Below are 21452 nucleotides of genomic sequence, written 5' to 3' on the forward strand. Positions count from 1 at the left end.
CGCGCGCCCGGATTATAGGGTCTTGCGTGAGTTGACATCGCATACGGTATGCAATAGCCAGCTCGTCAACGGGGCGCTGCTCCACCTTTCCATGCTGCAACGATGGTGTGAGAATGTTCACTCGACAAGATAATGAGCGGCTCACGCGCGTTGGTCCCGGAACGCCTATGGGCGAGGTTCTGCGCCGCTATTGGATGCCAGCGCTTCTGTCTGAGGAGATGCCGGAAGCTGATTGCGCCCCTGTGCGTGTGCGCCTCCTCGGAGAGGATCTGATCGCCTTTCGCGATACGGACGGCAGGATCGGAGTCTTAGATCGTTTTTGCCCTCATCGCAGGGTCGATTTGTTCTTTGGGCGCAACGAAGAATGCGGTTTGCGCTGCGTCTATCATGGCTGGAAATTCGACGTGTCGGGCAACGTCCTCGACATGCCGGCTGAGCCAGCAAACTCGCCGATGCGCGATGAAGTTAAGATCAAATCCTATCCGGCTATGGAGTGGGGGGGCTTGATCTGGGTCTATATGGGCGATCCAGATCATATGCCGGATCGGCCGCCGGAACTCGAATGGGGTCTCGTTCCGTCCACTCACCGGAATATCCAAAAAAGGCTGCAGGAGAATAATTACGCCCAGGGCGTCGAGGGCGGCATCGATTCCAGTCATGTCGGCATCCTTCACAGCCTGCTCTCGCCCCGCGAACCAGGGCGAGGGTTTCGAGAGCGGCAGCAGGCGATCGATCCGCGCCTGAGTTTTCTAGCGCAGGATACTGCGCCTAAATTCTTCGTCCGGCCTAGCGACTACGGTATGTTGATCGGTGCACGCCGTAAGGCTTCCGAAGAGGAGTTCTACTGGCGGATCACGCAGTTCCTGGCGCCCTTCTACACCATGATTGCTCCACGTAGTCCGGAGGGGCCGATTGCTGGCCACGCTTGGGTGCCTATCGACGATTACAACACCTGGACCTTCACGATGTATTGGAGTCCGGACAGGCCACTCCGCGAGTTTGAAGGGCTAGACAGCGCGAAGGTCAACGTCCCGGTTCTCGACGACGGCTCTTTCAAGCCGGTCCATAACCGCTCGAACAATTACGGCATCGATCGCGCAATGCAGCGCGATAAGAACTCGACCGGCATTATCGGTATTGGTCTGCAGGATTCTGCCATCCAGGAAACTATGGGACCGATCGTAGATCGGTCGCGTGAGATGTTGGGTTCGGGTGACGCAGCGATCGTTGCTTGGCGCAAACTCATGCTTGCTCTGGCAGACGAACTCGAAAGCACTGGCAAGCTACATCAGCCTCTTCAGCCCGAAATTTACCGCGTGCGATCCGCTGGGATCGTGCTGCCGCGCGGCGTCGATTTTGCAGACGGTGCACGCGAACGAATGACCGTCGCTTAGCCGGCAATCCGTCGCTGCGACCAACGCTCATTAGGTAAGGATTACACAATGGCGAAAATTGTGTTGGGGGTCGGCAGTTCGCATTCCCCGATCTTGTTAATGGAGCCCAAAGCCTGGCTCGAACGAGGTGCGGTTGACGATAAAACGCGCTTCACATTGTTCGACAATGATGGCGAGCAGATCAAATATGCCGACCTTCTCGCTAAAGCTCCTCCGCAGACCGAAGCAGAGCTTGATCCGGTCCTCATGCAGCAGCGGCACGAAGCCAATGAGGCAGGCATTCGCGCGGTGGCAAAAGCTCTGAGCGATGCCGACCCTGATGTGATCATCGCGATTGGTGATGACCAGCGGGAGGTTTTCCATGACGAAAACATGCCTGCGCTCTCAGTCTATTGGGGCGAGACTCTACCCTATTTGCCGCAGGGCATCATGAAATGGAAATATGCCGACGAGCTGCGCAGCGAAAAATGGTATCCGCAGGAAGCTCTGAATTTTCCGGTCAATGCTAAGCTCGCGGAACGCTTGATCGGTGACTTGTGCGAGATGGGCTTCGACCCTTCGCACAGCAAATTCTACCCTGAGGGGCAGGGTATGAGCCACTCATTTGGCTATATCTACCATCGGCTGATGATAGAGAAAGTCTGGCCGCTCATCCCCATCAGCATCAACGCATATTATCCGCCGAACCAGATTTCCCCGCTACGGGCTTTCGATATCGGTGAGGCTATCCGCCGTGCGGTGAAGAGCTGGCCCGAAGACATTCGTGTCGCAGTCGTCGCAACGGGTGGCCTCAGCCACTTCGTTGTCGATGAGCAGCTCGACAATATGTTCCTCGACATCCTGCGCGAGGGTGGGCGTGAAAGCCATGCAACGCTCCCGCGCAAGCGACTTCAATCAGGAAACTCAGAATTGCGGTGCTGGTCTATGTTGGCCGGCGCCGTCGATGGCATGACGTTTGACCTCATCGACTATGTTCCTTGCTATCGCACACCTGCTGGGACGGGTTGCGGTATTGCCTTCGCGACGTGGCGTTGACGCCATGTCCGGTGATCTTGACATCGCGGCCGGCCGCCTCATCGAGGCCTATCGAGCAGGGCAAATCCAGCCGCTTCGTGACATATTGGATCCGACAGATGCTGTTGGCGCTTATGCTGTTCAGGCAATCAATACCCGACGCTGGCTAGAGTCTGGGCGTCGCATTGTCGGCCGTAAAGTTGGTCTCACAGCCAAGGCGGTTCAGACCCAACTCGGCGTCGATCAGCCCGACTTTGGTGTGCTCTTCGCAGACATGGCGATCCCAGATGGTGGGGTTCTGCCGGTCTCCAATACGCTGCAACCCAAGGTAGAGGCCGAGGTCGCGCTCATTATGGCGCGTGATCTCGACGTGCGCGATGCAACACCGGATATGGTTGCCGCCGCGGTCGACCACGCTGTCGCAGCGATAGAAATCGTCGACAGTCGGATCGCTGACTGGAAGATCAGCTTTGCTGATACCGTCGCCGACAATGGCTCATCGGCATTCTTTGTCCTTGGTGAAGAGCGCAAGCCGCTTGCGGGTCTAGATCTTTTCACCTGCGGGATGGTGCTCGAGATTAACGGCGCGATAGCCTCGCTCGGCGCGGGAGCCGCTTGTCTCGGACATCCGCTCAATGCTGCCGCTTGGCTGGCGCGTACTTTGGCAAATGTTGGATCGCCCCTTCGTGCGGGTGACATCGTGCTCACTGGGGCTCTGGGGCCTATGGTTCCGCTCAGTCCAGGAGATCGCGTCACGGCAACCATCGGCGGGCTTGGTAAAGCTTCGTTCAGCTTCGAAGGACGCCGCTGATGGCCGCGAAAGTGAAGGCCGCGATCATCGGATCCGGCAACATCGGCACAGACCTCATGATCAAGATCATGCGGCACTCCCAGATCCTCGAAATGGGGGCGTTGGTGGGCATTGATCCTGAGAGCGATGGTCTGAAGCGGGCCGAGCGACTGGGTGTCGCCACGACGCATGACGGTATCGAAGGCCTTCAGAGGCTCGCTATATGGCCTGACATCGGCGTGGTGTTTGATGCAACTTCTGCCGGTGCGCATCAGCGGCATAGCGATGCTGTGACTGCTGCTGGCAAGGTGATGATTGACCTCACGCCGGCAGCGATCGGGCCCTATGTGATCCCCGTCGTCAATGGCGACGAACATCTTGATGCATCCAACGTCAACATGGTCACCTGCGGTGGCCAAGCAACAATCCCGATTGTCGCCGCGGTCTCTTCGGTCGCAACGGTCCACTACGCTGAGATCGTTGCCTCGATCGCTTCCAAGAGCGCTGGCCCGGGCACGCGTGCGAACATTGATGAGTTCACCGAGACGACGAGCTTGGGCATCGAAAAAGTTGGGGGCGCCGCTAAGGGCAAGGCCATCATCGTCCTCAATCCGGCCGAACCGCCGTTGCTGATGCGCGATACTGTGTTCACGCTTTCGTCTGGTGCGGATGAGATCGCGATTGAAGCAGCGATCCAAGCGATGGTGGCGAAAGTCCAAGCTTATGTGCCTGGCTATCGCCTGAAGCAAAGAATCCAGTTCGAGCGCTTCGGATCTAATAATCCGGTCAAAATCCCAGGCGTCGGACAGTTTGAGGGGGTCAAAACCAGCGTGTTCCTCGAGGTCGAGGGCGCGGCTCATTATTTGCCGGCCTATGCGGGCAATCTCGACATCATGACCTCTGCAGGGCTCGCCACTGCCGAGAAGATTGCGATGAAACGGCTGCAGCGAGACGCCGCATGACCTTCGATCCTGAAACCACCAAGCTCTACATCCAAGATGTCACCTTGCGTGACGGCATGCACGCTATTCGCCATCAATATGGCATCGAGCATGTTCAGACGATCGCCAAGGCGCTCGATCGAGCCAAAGTCGATGCAATCGAAGTGGCGCACGGCGACGGCTTACAAGGGTCGAGCTTCAACTACGGCTTTGGCGCCCATACAGATGGGGATTGGATCGCCGCTGTTGCCGACGTGTTGGACCATTCGGTACTAACGACGTTGTTGCTGCCGGGCATCGGCACGGTGCACGATCTCAAGCATGCTTATGCGCTTGGCGTGCGATCGGTGCGCATCGCTACGCACTGCACGGAGGCCGATGTCTCCAAGCAGCATATCGAAGCCGCGCGACATCTGGGCATGGACGTGTCGGGCTTCCTCATGATGAGCCACATGAGCGAGCCCGACGCGCTCGCCCAACAGGCCAAACTCATGGAAAGCTATGGTGCGCACTGCGTGTACGTCACTGACAGCGGCGGCGCGATGAATATGGACCAATATGCCGCCCGGCTTCAGGCCTATGATCGGGTGCTCAAGCCCGAGACCCAACGCGGTGTTCACGCGCATCATAATTTGTCTCTGGGCGTCGCAAACTCGATCGTCGCGGTACAAAATGGTGCGATGCGGGTCGACGCGAGTTTGGCCGGAATGGGAGCAGGAGCTGGCAACGCTCCGCTCGAAGTCTTCATCGCCGCGGCCGATCGCTATGGCTGGACCCATGGTTGCGATCTTTATGCGCTCATGGACGCTGCTGAGGAATTGGTGCGCCCTCTTCAGGATCGTCCTGTGCGAGTTGACCGCGAGACGCTGACCCTGGGCTATGCCGGCGTCTATTCCTCATTCCTGCGCCACGCGGAAAAAGCGTCGGGCGAGTATGGCATCGATACGCGAGCGATCCTCGTCGAGCTCGGCCGCCGCAAGATGGTCGGCGGTCAAGAAGACATGATCGTTGATGTGGCGCTCGACATGGCCGGCAAACGGCCATGACCCAACCCACACCTAACTGAACATTCCCGCTGGCTGCGAGGCCGGCTCCAATGGAGGCGATATGGTCGCTCATAACCTGCAGCAGTCCGTGGGGCGCGACTGGCGGCACGTCGTGCGTCAGAGTGCCTATGTGGCGGGTCGCTGGATCAAAGGATCTGACGAGACGATTGTCGTGCGGAACCCGGCGACCAACGAAATAGTCGGGCATGTGCCCTGCCTTTCAACAACGGATGTTGATCAGGCAATTATTGCCGCTCAAGGCGCATTGCCGGGCTGGGCAGGGCTCCTTCCGCGGCAGCGCGGCGACATTTTGATGCGTTGGCATGACCTCATCATAGCTGAAGCAGAGCCGCTGGCGGCGCTCATGACAGCCGAGCAGGGTAAGCCGCTGGATGAGGCTCGCGGCGAGATTGCTTATGGCGCGAGCTTCATACGCTGGTTCGCCGAAGAAGCATCTCGGATCTATGGGGAGGTCATCCCCGCGCATCTGCCCAGCCGCAAGATGATGGTTCAGAAAGAACCTGTCGGTGTCGTAGCCTTGGTTACGCCTTGGAACTTCCCGTCTGCCATGCTGACGCGCAAAGCCGCCGCTGCTCTTGCGGCCGGCTGCACGGCAATCGCAGTGCCTTCGATTGAGACACCCTTCTCCGCTTTGATATTGGCTGAGCTGGCGGAAGAAGCCGGTCTGCCTCCCGGTGTGCTGTCGGTCTTAACGGGAGATCCCGAGACGATTGTAGGCCATTTGTGCGACAGCGATATCGTTCGCGCGCTCTCGTTCACCGGCTCCACGGCGATTGGACGAAAGCTCTTCGCGCGCTGCGCCCAAACGATGAAGCGCGTATCGCTCGAGCTCGGTGGTCACGCCCCCTTTCTGGTGTTTCCCGATGCTGATGTAGAAGTCGCGGCCGAAGCCGCTGTCGCTGCCAAATTTGCGACGAGCGGACAGGACTGCCTCGCCGCCAATCGGATCTTTGTTCACCAAGACATTCTGCCTGAATTTGCCGAGGCCTTTGCCCGGCGGACTGCAGCACTCTCCGTGGCTGATGGTTTCTCTCCGGGAGCCGTTATCGGTCCGCTTATAAACGTAAATGCGGTCGCAAAATCGCAGGCCCATGTTGATGATGCGCTAGCCAAGGGTGCGCGGCTCTTGGTGGGCGGCCAACCTCATCCTCTAGGCGGTGCTTTCTTCACGCCGACGGTACTCGCCGATGTCGTCCCTGGCATGGCGATCATGAGCGAAGAAACCTTCGGTCCCGTTGCAGCCATCATCGGATTTAGCGATGAGGCCGAAGTCATCAAGGCTGCCAACGACAGCGAATATGGCCTGGTGGCTTATGTGTATACGCGCGATGTCTCGCGAGCGTGGCGCGTAACCGACGCACTGCAATACGGCATGGTCGCGATGAATACCGAGCGCCTCACAGGCGCGCCTATCCCGTTTGGAGGCATCAAACATTCCGGGCTCGGGCGTGAGGGTTCGCGTCACGGCATCGAGGAATTTCTCAACCAGAAATACATCTGCATGGGCGCTTGAGGCGGCCTGCGGCGGGGAGACTGCAATGAGCGAGAAGAAAGTTGCCACTGAGGTGGTCGAGACGCTGCGTGATATGGGCGTTCGTCATGTCTTCGGAGTGCCAAGTGGCGGATGGGTCGATTATATGGAGGCCCTTCGGGTCACCGACGGCATCGAGTTCATCCTGGCGACGCATGAGGGCGGCGCAGGCATGATGGCTGAGGTCTGCGGGCGCTTGAGCGGAGCACCTGGTGTATGTTTTGGGACGTTCGGTCCCGGTGCGACTAACCTTGCCACCGGCGTCGGCGAAGCGCTGCTCGATCGCTCGCCGATGATAGCCCTTACCGATGAAATGACAGAGCCAATGCGCGGCAGGGTCACGCAGATGGGGATTGATCACCAAGCCCTGTTCGCTCCGATTACGAAGAAGACAACACGCCTGCGAGCGGATGGCGTTCGCGCTATTTTGAACGACGCAGGCACAATCGCAATGTCTGGCCGCCCCGGTCCCGTTCATGTCGGCCTGCCCGTCGGCTTGTCGGCTGAGATTTCTACCGGGGGCGATGCCCCGGCTGCCGAACGGCTGAAGCCAGCGGCTCCGGATCGAGCCTCGCTTGAGCAAGCTCTTGCGCAGCTTGCCAAGGCCAAGCGTCCTATTCTCGCCGTTGGACTAGGGGCTGTAGAAGCGGGCGTGCGGGATTCCGTGATCGCGCTAGCCGAGAAGTTCGATATCCCGGTCGTCCTGACCCCGATGGCAAAAGGGATGCTAGCTGAAACGCACCGCTGCTATGTGGGCATCGTCTTTCACGCTTTGAGCAATATCGTGGGTGAGACCCACCGCGATGCTGATCTCGTTGTCGCGGTCGGTTATGATCCCGTCGAGTTCAATCTCGAAGGTTGGATGCCCTCAGTTCCTCTGGTGAACCTCGACGTTGAACCCGTCGACATCGACCGAACAGCTTATCCCGAAGTGGTGGATGTAACTGGTGACATTGCCTTGTCGCTCAACCATCTGCTGAGCGGCTCGATGGCCAAGAAGGAGTGGGATTTCCAGGCGATTGCCGATCGCCGTAGCCTCATGGTTGACCTCATGTCTCCCAACTATGAGCAACTTGGTCCGACCAAGGTGCTGACGTTGTTGCGCGAAGCACTCCCGCCAGAGGGCATTATGGCTTGCGATGTTGGTGCTCATACGCACCTGATCGGGCAAAAGTGGGATACGCCGGAGCCACGTGCGCAATTGATGACCAACGGCTGGTCAACGATGGGGTTCGGCATTCCAGCGGCGATCGCGGCGAAACTGACCCGTCCCGATGTCCCGGTATGTGCCGTTGTTGGTGACGGCGGATTTTTGATGACTGTAGGCGAGCTAGCTACGGCCGTCCGCTACAATATCCCGATCGTCATCATCGTCCTTACCGACAACGATCTCGCCCTCATTCGCATCAAACAGCAGAAGAAGGGCAATCCCATCTATGGCACGCCGGTGCGTGATACCGGAGCGATCGGAGGTCCCGACCTCTTCGGCGTGCCGGTGAAAACCGTGTCCGACGAGGCTGGTTTGCGTACGGCGTTGGCGGAAGCATTTCAGGCCAACGGGCCGGTCATAGTCGAAGCGATCGTTAACAGTCTCGAATATGATGCTTTGGTTCTCAAGAAGGACAAGGCGTAGCACCGAAAAAGAGCTCCGCTTCTTCCAAGGCGCAAAGTTCGAAACATGGCTGGCCGAGCGTGATCGCGTCAGATCACGCCGGCCTCAGCTTCCGCCAAGAAGCGAAAATATCGGCAGAATACTGCCATTTTCTTCTCAATAAAATTTACTTGCCTGACTATTGTGTGCTGCATACAGTGTGCAAACAATGCGGGCCTGGCTCGCTGGCTGGGGCGGAGGGCAAGTCCGCGCTCAGCTGAAGATGTCTGAGAGCGCGCAGGGGATCTGCCGTGGTCTCGTTCAGGGGGCAGCATCATGAACTTCAGAGACAAGTTGCCAATCTACTATATCGCCGCAGCTAGCCTCTATGCCGTCGCTGGCATGGGGCTCGGGCTCTACATGCATCTGACGCATTGGAAGCGGCCTATTCCCTTCCACGGTCATCTGGATTCGGTGGGTTGGCTATCTCTCGCGGTCGTAGGGATCGTGCTGCACATTTTCCCTTGGGCAAGGGATCATAAGCTCGCGCTGCTGCAGTTCGTGCTGTTGCAGGTGGGGAGCTTCCTCATGCTGGGCGGTCTGCCGCTCGTCATCCTCGGCATCACCAATATTCCGGTCACCGTGGGTGCGCTCATGGTTCCAACAGGTTTTGTCGTGTTCAGCGTAATCATTATCTCCGGAGTATTCCGAAAATAATAATCGATACCCGGATTTAAATCGGGCTTTCAAATAAAATAGACCAGGGAGTTAGTCATGGGGATTTCGAATAAGGTCAGTCTTCTTTCCGGCGCGATGCTTGTGGCCTCAGCAAACGTGATCTGCCCTGCTGCGGCCAATGCGCAGTCTGCGACGGCGCCGCAGGCGTCGTCGACCGATGTGTCGGAGATTGTCGTCACGGCGACCAAGCGTGATCAGGCTCTGCAGGATGTGCCCGCCGCGGTCTCGGTGGTGAGTGGTGATCTCATCAAGCAGTTCAACGCGTCGACGCTGCGCGATTTCGCGAAGCTCGACCCGGCGCTTCAATTGACCACCAACGGCGTTGGCGACAATAACATCATTGTGCGTGGTATTCGTTCGACGGGTGCTGCAACGGTGGCGCTCTATTTCGATGAGGCGGTGATCACGGGCTATAACCGTGAGAATCCCGTCAACGGCCGCGCACCTGATCTTGGTGCTTACGACATCGAGCGCATTGAAGTCCTGAAAGGGCCGCAAGGGACGCTGTTTGGTGCTGGGTCGATGGCTGGTGCTGTCCGGATCATCCCTCGCCGGCCCAATTTTAACGGCGCCAGTGGTAACTTGACCGGAGCCTTTTCCGACGGCAGCGGCACGAACGCTCTTTATGAGATGAACGGCTATATCAATCTGCCGATCGTCGACGATAAGGTCGCGGCCCGCGTGGTTGGCTGGTATTCGCGCGGCGGCGGCTATATCGACAACATCACCTCGGGCAAATCCAACATCAATGATGCCGAGACCCGCGGCGTACGCGCTTCGCTGCTGTTCAAGCCGACTGAGAATTTCAGCTTCCTGCTCACCGGCCTCCACCAGGACATTACGGTCGATGGCGCCCAGCGCTTCAAGATCACCGACGGTGAATATAAGAACTCGACGAGGACCCGCGAACCCCACGACGAGTACGCAAACCTCGTTAGCGGTGTGGCGGACTTCGATCTGGGCGTTGGTAATATCATCGCGACCTCGTCTTATTTTTACCGCGCCGTCGATGAGTTTGTCGACACGACGCCGACGGCAGCGGGCCTCGGGATCGCCGGAAATTACTCCGGTCCGCGTCACCAAAATCGCTCGATTTGGTCGAACGAGTTGCGTTTCGCATCCAAGTTTGAAGGGCCGTTTCAGCTCGTCGCTGGCGGCTTCTATGAGAAGGATGAGAATACCTACGAAACGAACACTACCCAGACCCCACTCAATGCGCTCCCCGCCTGCAGCAGCAAGGCGGAGTGCGACAAGGCCGGTCTAGGTGGGCTCATCATTAGCGCCCGCGATGTGGATAATCCGATCGAACAGTGGGCGATTTTCGGACAGGCTGACTGGAAAATCGTGCCTGGGCTGACGTTGACGGCTGGCGCGCGTTATTACCATGCAAGCCTCAAAAATCTCGAGCGTACGCTTCAGAGATTGCGCCGGAATCCTGCCGATCTGTCGACCGTGCAGACGGTGCCAACCGTGGCAGTCAATTCGTCGGACAGCCAATCGAAGCCAAGCTATAACTTCTCGATTGCCTATGAGCCGTCGCGCGAATTGACCCTTTATGCGCGTGCCGCGTCCGGCTTCCGTATCGGCGGCCTGAACAATGCTTCAACCGCGGCGCAATTCGGCGTCACGATTCCCGACGGATTCAATTCGGACTCGCTGTGGAACTACGAGGTCGGCGTCAAAGGCAGCTTGGCCGACGGGATCCTGAATTATGATGTCGCTGGCTACCAAATCCGATGGAACGGGATGCAGGTTACGGCCTTCTCGCCGACCGGCGCATTCACCTACATCGTCAATGCGGGCAAGAGCGTCGTAAATGGCGCAGAGGCACAGCTGCGCTTCAACTTGCGGAACGGCTTCACGGCTACCTTTGGCGCGTCCTACACCGACTCTCATCTGACCCAAGATCAGCCCATTGCTGCTGCCAATGCTGCCAATCGTGGCTTCGACGGCGACCGGACGCCCTTTGTGGCCAAATGGTCGGCGGTGGGTCAGCTTCGCTACGAAGCCGAGCTCAACGAAGGTTGGAAGGGTTATGCCAGCGCCAACGGAAATTATCGCAGCGGTTCGGCGACGAACTTCAACCCTGGCACGAGCAACTTCTACCGGCTGCCGGACTATTTCCTCGCTGATCTCGTATTTGGCGTGAAGAACGATAACGGGCTCGATGTTTCGCTGCTGGTGACCAACCTCACCAATAAAGCGGCGCAAATCTCGATCGAAGTCAGTGCCGACGGTTTTCGCGCAATTGCGCCACGTCCGCGGACATTCGGCTTGCGTGTGTCGAAGAACTTCTGATGTCTTGAGGCGGCGCCATCGAAAGGTGGTGCCGCCTAACTTTGCCTTGGGTAGATATGATATGATCACTCGGTGCCGCTCATTGACATTGGGCTTCATGGTGACTGTTGCCATGAGTCTCGCTGCCTGTTCAGGTGATTTCACACCCGGGGCGATGCCGCAAAAAGATCAGGATTGGGCAGTTCATAGCGGTGATACCCATGCAACCCGCTATTCGCCTCTTGGCCAAATAACCCCGGCCAACGTCGATAAGCTTGAAGTCGCATGGACATATCATACTGGCGAGATGACGCGGCGTGGTGACGAGGCGTTCAAGCGCACCAAGGATTCCGACATTCCGATCAAGGTGGGCAATCACCTCCTGGTATGTACGCCATTCAACCGCGTAATCAGCGTCAATCCAGCGACTGGCAAAGAAAATTGGGCCTTTGAACCCAAGGTCGATCTAGCGATGGACGAGCATGACCGCCTCGCTTGTCGCGGCGTCGGCTATTGGCGCGATCCGGTTGCGCCGGCGGGGTCCGCATGCGCTGAGCGTGTGTTAATGAACACCACGGATCGCCGATTGATCGCGATTGATTTGAAAGACGGTAAGCTGTGTCAGTCGTTCGGTAAGGCTGGGACGGTGGCCTTGCTGCCCGAAAAGCCGCTCGTCACTAAGCATGAGCTGAGCTTCTTCATGCCGCCCGTGATTGTGAGTGACACGGTCATTTTGGGTTCTGCGGTTGAAGATAATCGTCGGCAGGATTCGCCTAGCGGAAAAATCCGCGCCTATGACGTGCGCACCGGTAAGCCGAAATGGGAATGGGACATGGTCCCGCGCGATCCCAAAGATCCCGCTTATGCGACCTGGCTTAACGACAGCGCGAAGGTCAACGGCAGTGGCAATGCCTGGGGTTTCTTGACGGCTGATCCCAAGAATGATCTGGTTTTCATCCCTACGACGAGCCCGTCGCTCGATCACTACGGGGTGGGTCGCCCTGGCGACAACAAATATACTGAGTCTGTGGTTGCTCTGCGAGCTTCAACAGGCGAGCGTGTGTGGGACTATCAGACGGTCCATCATGACATTTGGGATTATGATGTCGCACCACAGCCGCTGCTTGCGGATCTTCCCGTACAGGGCAAGATCGTTCCGGTTCTCATCCAGAACACCAAGCAAGGCTTGATTTTCGTTCTCAACCGTTTGACCGGAAAGCCCGTCGCCAAGGTCGATGAGAAGCCATTCCCCAAAGGAGATATTCCGGGCGAATGGTATGCTCCGACCCAGCCTATTCCGCAGTGGCCCCGGCCTCTGCGCAAGCTCACCATCAGTGAAGATGATGCTTGGGGCGTTACACCCTGGGCCAAGTCCGCTTGCCGCGACATGATCAAAAAGTATCGGCACGGCGGGCTCTATATTCCGCCTTCCGAGCAAGGAACGATCGTCCCCTGGTGGGTTGGCGGCGTCGAGTGGCCTGGGCCTGCTTATGATCCAGGTCGCCGCATCATGGTGGTCAACACGAACCGGGTTTTTGGCGTGCTCCGACTGCTCAAGCAGTCCACGATGGATCCGACCAAGAAAAAGGGGATCGGCATCAACGGGGCGACCGTGATGGCGGGCACACCTTATGCGATCGAGAAGCAGCAGTTGGTCGGGTCTGATGGCGTGCCTTGTACGCCACCACCCTGGGGTGCGCTTACCGCAATGGATATGTCGACGGGCAAAATCCTATGGGATGTCCCGCTCGGTTCGATTGAGAAATTCGTACCCTTCAAGCCCAAGATCAATTTGAACTCGTGGGGTGTGCCGAGTGTCGGGGCCCCGGTGATCACGCAGAGCGGTGTCATCTTCATTGCGGCGACGTTCGACCAGCGCTTCCGGGCTTTCTCTCTGGCGACAGGTGAGGAGCTGTGGAACGAAGTGCTTCCGGCCGAAGCGCAGACCACACCGATTACTTACTCCGCAAATGGCCGGCAGTTTGTCGTCATCGTTGCCGGCGGCAATGGGCAATTGTTCAACAAGCGTGGCGATTCCGTGGTCGCATATGCGCTGCCGCAAAAGAAGTAACCGTGGCTGATCTCTATCGGGCCGGCCGCGCGATGCGGATTGTCCGGCTCGACGAAATCGGCCCGCCAGAGAATCTCCGGATTGTGGAGGAGGACATCCCTTCTCCCGGTCCGGGAGAGTTGTTGGTCCGAACTGCGCTCGCCGGAATGATCTACGGCGATATGGAGGCGCGTCGCGGAACCTATTTTAAGCCGACGCGACTGCCCTTTTATCCGGGACGGGAAGTCGCTGGCGAGATCGTAGCGGTAGGTGATCAGGTTACGAGTTATGCCCCCAGCGACCGGATCATGGCGCTCGTGCTGACCGGTCGGTGCTGGGCGGATTACGCCGTCATATCAACCAAGCCGACCATTCTCGACGATGGACGATCCTTCCCGCCGGACGACATCATTCGTTTGCCGGCGGTAACGAGCTATGCGGATGCTCTTCCTTACCTAATCAACTTCCGCCTGGCCCATCTCCTATTTCATGGTTCGAGCCGAGTACCGCGCGGCTCCACAGTTCTCATACATGGCGCGAGCGGCGGTATGGGTTCGATGATGAGCCAATTGGCGCGAGCGCATGATTGTGAGGTGATCGCTACCTGCATATCCGATGCGGAAGCGGACTATTGTCGAACGGTAGGGGCCAACCACGTAATTATAGCCTCGCATCAGGACTATGTCTCAGAATGCCAGCGCATCACTAATGGGGCAGGCATATCTTTTAGCTTCAACGGCGTTGGCGGTGACACACTCAACCGCGATTTCGATGTGCTCGCGCCCTTCGGGGAATTGCACGCTTATGGATATGTCGCCGGAAAAATACCTTTCGAGGCGTTCCGATTGGGCAAAACGATTTCGCTTAAGACCTTTTCAGCGGACGATTATCTCGCAACACCAATGTTCGCAGATGCGACGCTGGCCATGATGGAATGGCTCGAGCATCAGCCTTTGAAGGGCGTTGATCTTGTTCTGCCTCTCGAGGCGGTTGTCGAAGCAAACCGGTTGCTGGATGCAGGCAAGGTTCGTGGCAAACTCGCTCTAGCGCCGTGACAGCGTCGGTCGGCATAGTCACTCCCGCCTCTCGAAAGGATTCTAGTGGATCTCGCTTTCTCATTGCCGACGTCACCGGTCGTTCCGATTGCTGGCGAACAAGTGCATTATCCGGTTCGACGGATTTTCTGTGTGGGGCGGAATTACGAAGCGCACGCTAGGGAAATGGGTGCGCAGGTCGATCGCGAAGCGCCGATCTGGTTCACCAAATCATGCTGGTCGATTTGTCCGTCGGGCTCGACGATCGCTTATCCACCGGGAACCACCAACTGTCATTTTGAAGCCGAGCTCGTCGTTGCAATCGGCAAGTCGGGCTTCAGGGTCGATGCCGACAAGGCGTGGGACCTTGTATTTGGGTTGGCGTGCGGGATCGATCTGACGCGGCGCGACCTGCAATATGCTGCGCGTGACAAAGGCTATCCCTGGGATGTCGGCAAGGATTTTGAACAGGCGGCGGTGATTGCTGAGATCAGCCGTGGGGCAACCTTGGTACAGGGCCAGAGGATATCGCTTCAGCAGAATGGGATCGTTCGACAGGATGCTTCCTTTGACGATCTGATATGGAGCGTACCCGAACTGATCGCTGATCTCTCGCGCCTTTATCATCTTGAACCGGGCGATCTGATTTACACGGGCACGCCCTCAGGCGTGGGGCCTGTCGCACCAGGTGACACCATCACTGTGCGCAGCGATGATTTAAATCCGCTCACGCTGACCATCGGCCCGAAGGAATGAGGCGGTCAGGCAAATGACGATTGGGGTTAGACCATTTTTCGGCGCGGCCGCGTGTCGAGAGATCGCCCTACAAGGTGGCTGACCACAGCCTTCGTGGCGCGACGGCACGCGCATGGGGTGTCGGCCTGACGATCGTCGTCGGCTTGGTGACGCCGCTGACCAGCGGCTTTAGCCAAAGCTTAGATGCGATTGTCCGGCCGAAGTCCTCCCTCGTCCTTGAAGATGTCGGCAGTTTCATAGTCGGGGGCCAGACGATCACCGACGCGCGAGGCAAGCTGATCGTCGTCAATCAGATGTATGTCGAATATATGCGTCCGCGCGGTAGCGCTAAGTCTGTGCCAGTCGTGATGGTTCACGGCGGCGGCTTTACCGGCAAAATCTACCAGACAAAGCCTGACGGAGGCATGGGCTGGGAAGAGTATTTCGCTCGTAGGGGCTTTGCGGTTTTCGTGGCCGATCAGGTGGGGCGTGGACGATCTGCGCCCGACCTCTCCGCAATCGAACAAGTTCGCACTCGCAATTTGCTGCCCTCTGCGTTGCCCAATATCAGGCGCACGAGTGTTGACGATGCCTGGACAACGTTTCGTTTAGGGCCACGGCCTGGTGTGCCTTATGCCGATACGCAATTCCCCATTGGGGCGATCGAAGCATTTTCGCGCCAGATCACGCCCTCTGTGGGAAAGCCGCAGCAGCCAGAAAACTATTCGGTCCTCGCTCGGTTAGCCGCTGATTTGCGCGGAGCGGTTCTCATCGGTCACTCAGAATCGGGGCAGTACCCCATCGAAGCCGCGCTGCTAGATGCAGCTGGCATACGTGGCGCGGTGATGATCGAGCCATCCTGCAAGCGGGTATCGTTCGAGGACAAAAGCCTGATTTCCTACAGCGATGGTGAGATTGCTCGGCTCACCAAAGTGCCCTTGCTGATCGTTTTTGGCGATCATCTGGATATGCCGTGGATGTTCGGAGCGAGCTGGCGAAACGCCTTTGACGACTGCGTAGCACTTGCCGGGCGAGTCAATGCGGCCGGGGGAAGTGCGCATATATTATACCCACCCGACAAGAGCGTGCGTGGCAACAGCCATATGCTGATGGTTGATCGGAACAGTGATCAAATCGCCGATTGGATAATCGATTGGATACGCCAATACGTCCCGGCTGAACCTAGTAAGAAGAAGCGGCCGCATTGATAGGTGCCAATCAAACGGGGCGTAATATTGCCTGTCGCATACGTCAGGTGTGCTGATCATAAATGGTACGGCGGTCTGTCTGATCATGTCGCAACTCAATGGCGACTTTACTCGCCGCGGCCCGTCAGTCGCTTTGCCCAAAGCTCGTAGCGCTCAGCTGTCGCGGTGTGATGTGGGACCATCCACATGGTAGCGTGGGCGGCTAGTTCACGCTCCCGCTTCGCCCGAGCGAGATAATATTGGACACTAACCTTCCGCATGGGGTGCTCCGGTGGATCACGACCAAACGCGGGTACGAAGCCATATGTCCTTGGAACATCCATTTTGGGTCAAAGCCCGAAGCGAGAGCCGGACTGCGATACGGGCGATAGCTAAAGCCCTAAGCGGACATCCTCATTATCTCGAACGCTCAAACGCTCACGTGCAAGGAGTGTGCGCGCTTGGTTGACGAGTTCAGCGAGCATCGCTGGACTGACTGTCACTGCAGCTCTTATCCGAAGCGAGAGCTTCTGAAACCGTTCGAGGGCGGCTTGGTGTTGCTCAACCCATGAATCAAAGTCGGTCGGAGCCGTATCCGGCGGGGACCGCATCAGAAAGTTCGTGCGAAGCTGCTGGCAATCTCGCGCAATGGCACGCGCCTGCAAGCGCTCCCAGAAATCTGTCTGATCGAGGCGCGATGTCGCGGCCATTGCCCAGGAAAGACCCAGAACATCACCGAGGCGGTCATGAGCGCGTTCAACATCGAGCACATCCCAGCCGCGGCTTTGCGCCACGGTTGCGATCACAGCCGCCTCAGACAAGCGATCTAGACGCATGATCTGCTGGACGATGGAATTGGTGGCGCTCAGCGCGTCTAGACGCTGGCGCAGGTCAATAGCTGCATTCGATGGAAGTTCATCGACAAGATCATGCTTATCGAGGCGCTCGACACCCGTCGAAAGTGCGGCGGCCATTGCGCCTGGCAGCGCGGAATGAGCGGCGCTGCGTAGAATGTTGGCGATATGCCGACGGGATATGCGCGCTGTGATATCGAGCAGTTCAAGGCGCGTTGTTTCAGCAACTGGCTCTGCTTCGATCGCTGCGAAGATATCTGAAAGCCCAAAGATCAGGTCGCACGCTAAATAGGCGCCAGCAACTCTTGCCAGGCTCACCCCTTCCTCTTCGGCGAGCTCGAATGGCGCTACCAAGCCAAGGCGATTGACGACGAGATTGGCGATCTTCGTTGCCAGGATCTCCCGGCGGAGCTGATGTTGGGTGATCGCGTCGGCGTGAATCTGCTGCATCGCGCGTGGAAAAGCGCGGCTGACGAGGGGTGAAAGAGCGGGATCGCTGGCAAGAGGCGAGATCTCGATGGCTCTCTGCAACGCGAGCTTTGCATGTGACATGACGATGGCGAGTTCTGGACGGGTGAGGCCTCGCCCTTCTTTTGCCCTGCGGGCAAAGAGTTCGTCGCTGGAAAGCCCTTCGACGTTTCGGTCGAGCCCATGCTGCTCCTCCAATTGGCATATCACAGCGACGTGAGAAGCCGTTTGATCTGGGCCTCCTAATGTAGCGACCGATAGAGCGAGTGCTTGCAGCCGATTATCTTCCAGCACGAGACTGGCGACATCGTCGGTCATCGCTGCCAGCAGAGCATTGCGACTATCTGGTGTGAGCCGTTGCGATAGGACTTCGGCATTCAATGCGATCTTGATGTTGACCTCATTGTCTGAGCAATCGACGCCGGCGGAATTGTCGATAAAGTCCGTGTTCGAGCGTCCACCGAGTAGCCCGAATTCAATCCGGCCGGCTTGTGTGATCGACAGATTAGCCCCTTCGCCGATGACCTTTGCCCGTAACTCCCTGGCGTCCACACGGTTGGCGTCATTGGCGGTGTCCCGAGCCGCCAAATGTGGCTCTTCAACCGCTTTGATGTACGTGCCAATGCCGCCGAACCATAAGAGATCCACAGGGGCTTTGAGGATCGCTTTGATCAGGGTCGCAGGGTCATATGTACCTGCGGTGAGCCCGAGGGCGTCGGCGGCTTCGGGCGACAGCGCGATCGCCTTTTGCGATCTGGGATAGACGCCTCCGCCCGTCGAGATCAGCGAAGGATTATAGCTCTCCCAACTGCTGGTCGGCAGCGAGAATAGCCGCTCACGCTCTGTCCAACTGGTGGCGGGATCGGGGGACGGATCAATGAAGATGTGTCGATGGTCGAACGCTGCAATGAGGCGGATCGAGCGGCTCAGAAGCATTCCATTGCCAAACACGTCACCCGACATGTCCCCACAGCCGGCAACCGTGACAGGGTCATTTTGAACGTCGACCCCCATCTCGGCGAAATGGCGCTGCACAGAGACCCAAGCTCCGCGCGCTGTGATGCCCATCGCTTTATGATCATAGCCGTTGGAGCCGCCGGATGCGAACGCGTCCCCTAGCCAGAAGCCTTGCTCGATAGCGATAGCGTTCGCGATATCGGAAAAGGTCGCTGTGCCCTTATCGGCTGCGACGACGAAATAGGGATCGTCGATATCGTGTCTGACAATGTCTTGAGGATGGATGATCGCGCCATCAACAACGTTGTCGGTCAACGACAGGAGCGCACGAATGAAGACACGATAGCTTTCTGTACCTTCCGCGATCCAAGCAGATCGATCGTCGGGCGCTGGCAGGTTTTTGGGGTAGAAGCCTCCTTTGGCCCCTGTCGGTACGATGACGGCGTTCTTGACGATCTGGGCCTTGAGCAGTCCGAGAACTTCTGTCCGGAAGTCGTCACGGCGATCTGACCAACGCAGGCCGCCGCGAGCAATAGGCCCTCCTCGCAAATGGATCCCTTCGACGCGTGGGCTATAGACCCACACCTCCCGCCACGGCCGAGGAGCCGGTAGGCCTGGGATCTTCTCACTGTCGAGCTTGAATGCGAGCGCCTCGTTGCCCGTTGCAGCAAAGGCGTTCGTGCGCAGGATCGCCTCGATCACGTCACGCATACGACGCAAGATCCGATCGTCGTCGATGGCATGTACTGCCACCAGGCCATCGTTGATCGTCGCGCGCGCTGCATCAGCGTGTTGGCGTGAATAGTGACGGGGGTCGAGCCGTGCATCAAACAGAGCAATGAGCCCGTGGGTGACCATTGGTGCGCGAGCGAGTGCCTCCGCGCATGTCGCTAGGCCATAGGGCATGCCAGTCTGCCGCAAATATCTGAACCACGCGCGCAAGAGGACGATCGCGCGCGGTGCCATGCCCAAGCGCACGATGAGGTTATTGAAAGCGTCGTTTTCGGCTTGCCCTGACAGGACCGCGGTTATCGCCGCTTCGACGATAGGCGCCCGTTCAAGGATGATCTCGTCACAGCGCGCGGGTGTTTCAATCAGGAATTCGTGGATGTTGCCTTTCGCGCCCGCAAGCGACGTGGGGACCTCCTCCAAGACGGTGAAGCCGAAATTCTCCAGAACTGGAACGATGTCTGACAAGCGGACAAGGCCACCTGCGCGATAGATTTTTAGACGTAACCGATCGGGCAGGTCTCCAGTTGTTGGCAGCAGTCGGACGGCCCGGTCAGTATCGTCACCCAAATCGGCAAAAGCTAAGATGTCACCGGCGGCGTCGTGGGCGTCAGATCGGGTTTGGTAGTCGGGTGGAAATGCATCCGCATAGTCCATTGCAAGCGCAGCGGCGCGGCCGGCTGTAATATATTCGCTAAGCGCCGCCTCGACAGCGGGCCGCCATCCGCGCACCATATTTCGGATACGCTGCTCAACGATATCGGTCGCAGGAAGTCGTCCCTGCTTCCCAAGAGCGATGGTGAAGCGAATGAGCGACAGATCGCCATCACCGATGTCCACGGTCCAGGTAATCATGTGTCCATGCGCCTCGTCGGCAATCAATTGGCCGATAGCTTCGCGACGGCTTGTTGTAAGGTCGGACCGAGCGAGCCACACAAAGGCAAAAAGATGCCGGCCGAGAGTCTCCTGGATCAGAACGACCTTTGGGCGTGGTCGATCGATCAGGGACATGGCCGTCAGCGCGATCGCCCGCAGAGACGCAGCAGGAAAGCTGATCAACAAATCGTGAGGCAATCGCCGCATCGCGTGGATGAGTGCTTTGCCCGCATGGGCGAACGGATCGAAGCCAAATTCTTGCGCTAGTGCGTCGATCTGCTTCCTGAGCACAGGCACGTTGTCCGGCCGGGTCGCAAGCGCGTCGGATGCCCAAAGTCCGGCATGGACGTTAAGACCGATTATGGCGTCCCCTTGTGTGCGAGGAACAATGATCAGATCGAACGGGGCTCGGCGATGCACCAGCGAGAGGCGCTCCGCTTTAAGGAGGAGAGGCGCTGAATGCCCTGCCTCGAACCATTGGACTGCTAACTGGTAGGTCGCAGCGCTCAGCAACGGCTTGTCTGAAACATTCAGGCCAATAGTGGCGTCCACTGCCCCCATTCGATCGGTCTGACAGAAGGCCAAAAGGGTCATGCGGCTTTCCAGAAGCCATCGGAGAAGTTCAGCCCCCTCACTCTCGGCCAATGTAGAGGCGCTGGATCGCAGGGCCTCTTGGAGCATTGGATATGCTTCAACGGCAGCGCGGACTGCGCTGAGTACAGTTTCAATCTCCTCTAGCAATGCCTGCCGATCTCTGGCGCCAACCCGGTCCAATTCCATGTAGATGATCGATTCCCGATGCCGTTCGGCAAGGCGTGCGGGCTCTACATGCTGCAGCCTTCCTGCCTCGTCTCGGCGCGCAGCAACGATGGGATGGAGAAGTCTGTGGATGGCAATTCCACGGTCCGCCATCAACGCTGCGACAGAATCGACGAGAAAAGGCATGTCGTCATTGACGATCACGAGACGCATCAGCCGGTTGGACCCCGCCGACGGCATGACTTCTAGATTTACAGCAGGTCGTGAAGCTGAGCGGTCCAGAGCGGCGGCGAAGGCAAAGGCTACGGCTGAACGGCGGGCCTGATCGTCAAATTGTTCAAGCTCTCCGGGAAGAGCGCCAATTGTCAGCTGGTCGTCGATCGCGCGCAAAAGCTCTGTCTTAGGCGCGGGTCGCTCATTGGGGGCGTTCATGCTCAAACTCGCAATGAAGGAGGGAAGG

Annotated in this window: 14 protein-coding genes; 13 read left to right on the forward strand and 1 reads right to left on the reverse strand. The window is 58.1% G+C overall.

Annotated elements, in window-relative coordinates; translation table 11 throughout:
- Positions 1-167: 167 nt before the first annotated feature.
- From EOD43_RS03310 to EOD43_RS03370, 13 genes are all read left to right on the forward strand, one after another.
- Positions 168-1394: a Rieske 2Fe-2S domain-containing protein gene (locus tag EOD43_RS03310; protein WP_127741067.1), complete on the forward strand. Its 1227-nt coding sequence runs from the start codon at positions 168-170 to the stop codon at positions 1392-1394.
- Between the two features lie 48 nt (positions 1395-1442).
- Positions 1443-2429 (forward strand): DODA-type extradiol aromatic ring-opening family dioxygenase, encoded by a 987-nt coding sequence (locus tag EOD43_RS03315; protein ID WP_127741069.1) that lies wholly within the window; start codon positions 1443-1445, stop codon positions 2427-2429.
- A 4-nt stretch (positions 2430-2433) separates the two neighbouring features.
- Positions 2434-3219: a 2-keto-4-pentenoate hydratase gene (locus EOD43_RS03320; protein ID WP_127741071.1), complete on the forward strand. Its 786-nt coding sequence runs from the start codon at positions 2434-2436 to the stop codon at positions 3217-3219.
- Complete coding sequence (locus EOD43_RS03325) at positions 3219-4160, forward strand: acetaldehyde dehydrogenase (acetylating) (RefSeq protein WP_127741073.1); 942 nt, start codon at positions 3219-3221, stop codon at positions 4158-4160. The genes EOD43_RS03320 and EOD43_RS03325 overlap by 1 nt, the downstream gene beginning before the upstream one ends.
- Positions 4157-5185, forward strand: a complete 1029-nt coding sequence (gene dmpG / locus EOD43_RS03330; protein ID WP_127741075.1) for a 4-hydroxy-2-oxovalerate aldolase — start codon at positions 4157-4159, stop codon at positions 5183-5185. Before EOD43_RS03325 ends, dmpG begins: the two co-directional genes overlap by 4 nt.
- Before the next feature lie 61 nt (positions 5186-5246).
- A complete protein-coding gene (locus tag EOD43_RS03335) occupies positions 5247-6719 on the forward strand; it encodes an NAD-dependent succinate-semialdehyde dehydrogenase (protein WP_127741077.1) in 1473 nt (490 codons plus the stop codon).
- Positions 6720-6744: 25 nt separating this feature from the next.
- A complete protein-coding gene (locus EOD43_RS03340) occupies positions 6745-8370 on the forward strand; it encodes a thiamine pyrophosphate-binding protein (RefSeq protein ID WP_127741079.1) in 1626 nt (541 codons plus the stop codon).
- Positions 8371-8664: 294 nt separating this feature from the next.
- Positions 8665-9045 (forward strand): hypothetical protein, encoded by a 381-nt coding sequence (locus EOD43_RS03345; protein WP_127741081.1) that lies wholly within the window; start codon positions 8665-8667, stop codon positions 9043-9045.
- 57 nt (positions 9046-9102) lie between these two features.
- Positions 9103-11364, forward strand: a complete 2262-nt coding sequence (locus EOD43_RS03350) for a TonB-dependent receptor (protein ID WP_127741083.1) — start codon at positions 9103-9105, stop codon at positions 11362-11364.
- Positions 11365-11476: 112 nt separating this feature from the next.
- Positions 11477-13414 (forward strand): pyrroloquinoline quinone-dependent dehydrogenase, encoded by a 1938-nt coding sequence (locus tag EOD43_RS03355; RefSeq protein WP_164857068.1) that lies wholly within the window; start codon positions 11477-11479, stop codon positions 13412-13414.
- A gap of 2 nt (positions 13415-13416) precedes the next feature.
- Positions 13417-14448: a quinone oxidoreductase family protein gene (locus EOD43_RS03360; RefSeq protein WP_127741087.1), complete on the forward strand. Its 1032-nt coding sequence runs from the start codon at positions 13417-13419 to the stop codon at positions 14446-14448.
- 45 nt (positions 14449-14493) lie between these two features.
- Positions 14494-15183 carry a fumarylacetoacetate hydrolase family protein gene (locus EOD43_RS03365; protein WP_127741089.1) on the forward strand — a complete coding sequence of 230 codons (690 nt, stop codon included), beginning with the start codon at positions 14494-14496 and terminating at the stop codon, positions 15181-15183.
- Positions 15184-15257: 74 nt separating this feature from the next.
- On the forward strand, positions 15258-16370 hold the full coding sequence (locus EOD43_RS03370; protein ID WP_127741091.1) for an alpha/beta hydrolase family protein: 1113 nt from the start codon (positions 15258-15260) through the stop codon (positions 16368-16370).
- 371 nt (positions 16371-16741) lie between these two features.
- Here EOD43_RS03370 and EOD43_RS03375 read toward each other — a convergent pair whose 3' ends face one another.
- Complete coding sequence (locus EOD43_RS03375) at positions 16742-21424, reverse strand: NAD-glutamate dehydrogenase domain-containing protein (protein WP_127741093.1); 4683 nt, start codon at positions 21422-21424, stop codon at positions 16742-16744.
- Between the last annotated feature and the right edge of the window lie 28 nt (positions 21425-21452).

This window comes from Sphingomonas crocodyli, from assembly GCF_004005865.1.
Classification (GTDB): Bacteria; Pseudomonadota; Alphaproteobacteria; order Sphingomonadales; family Sphingomonadaceae; genus Rhizorhabdus; species Rhizorhabdus crocodyli.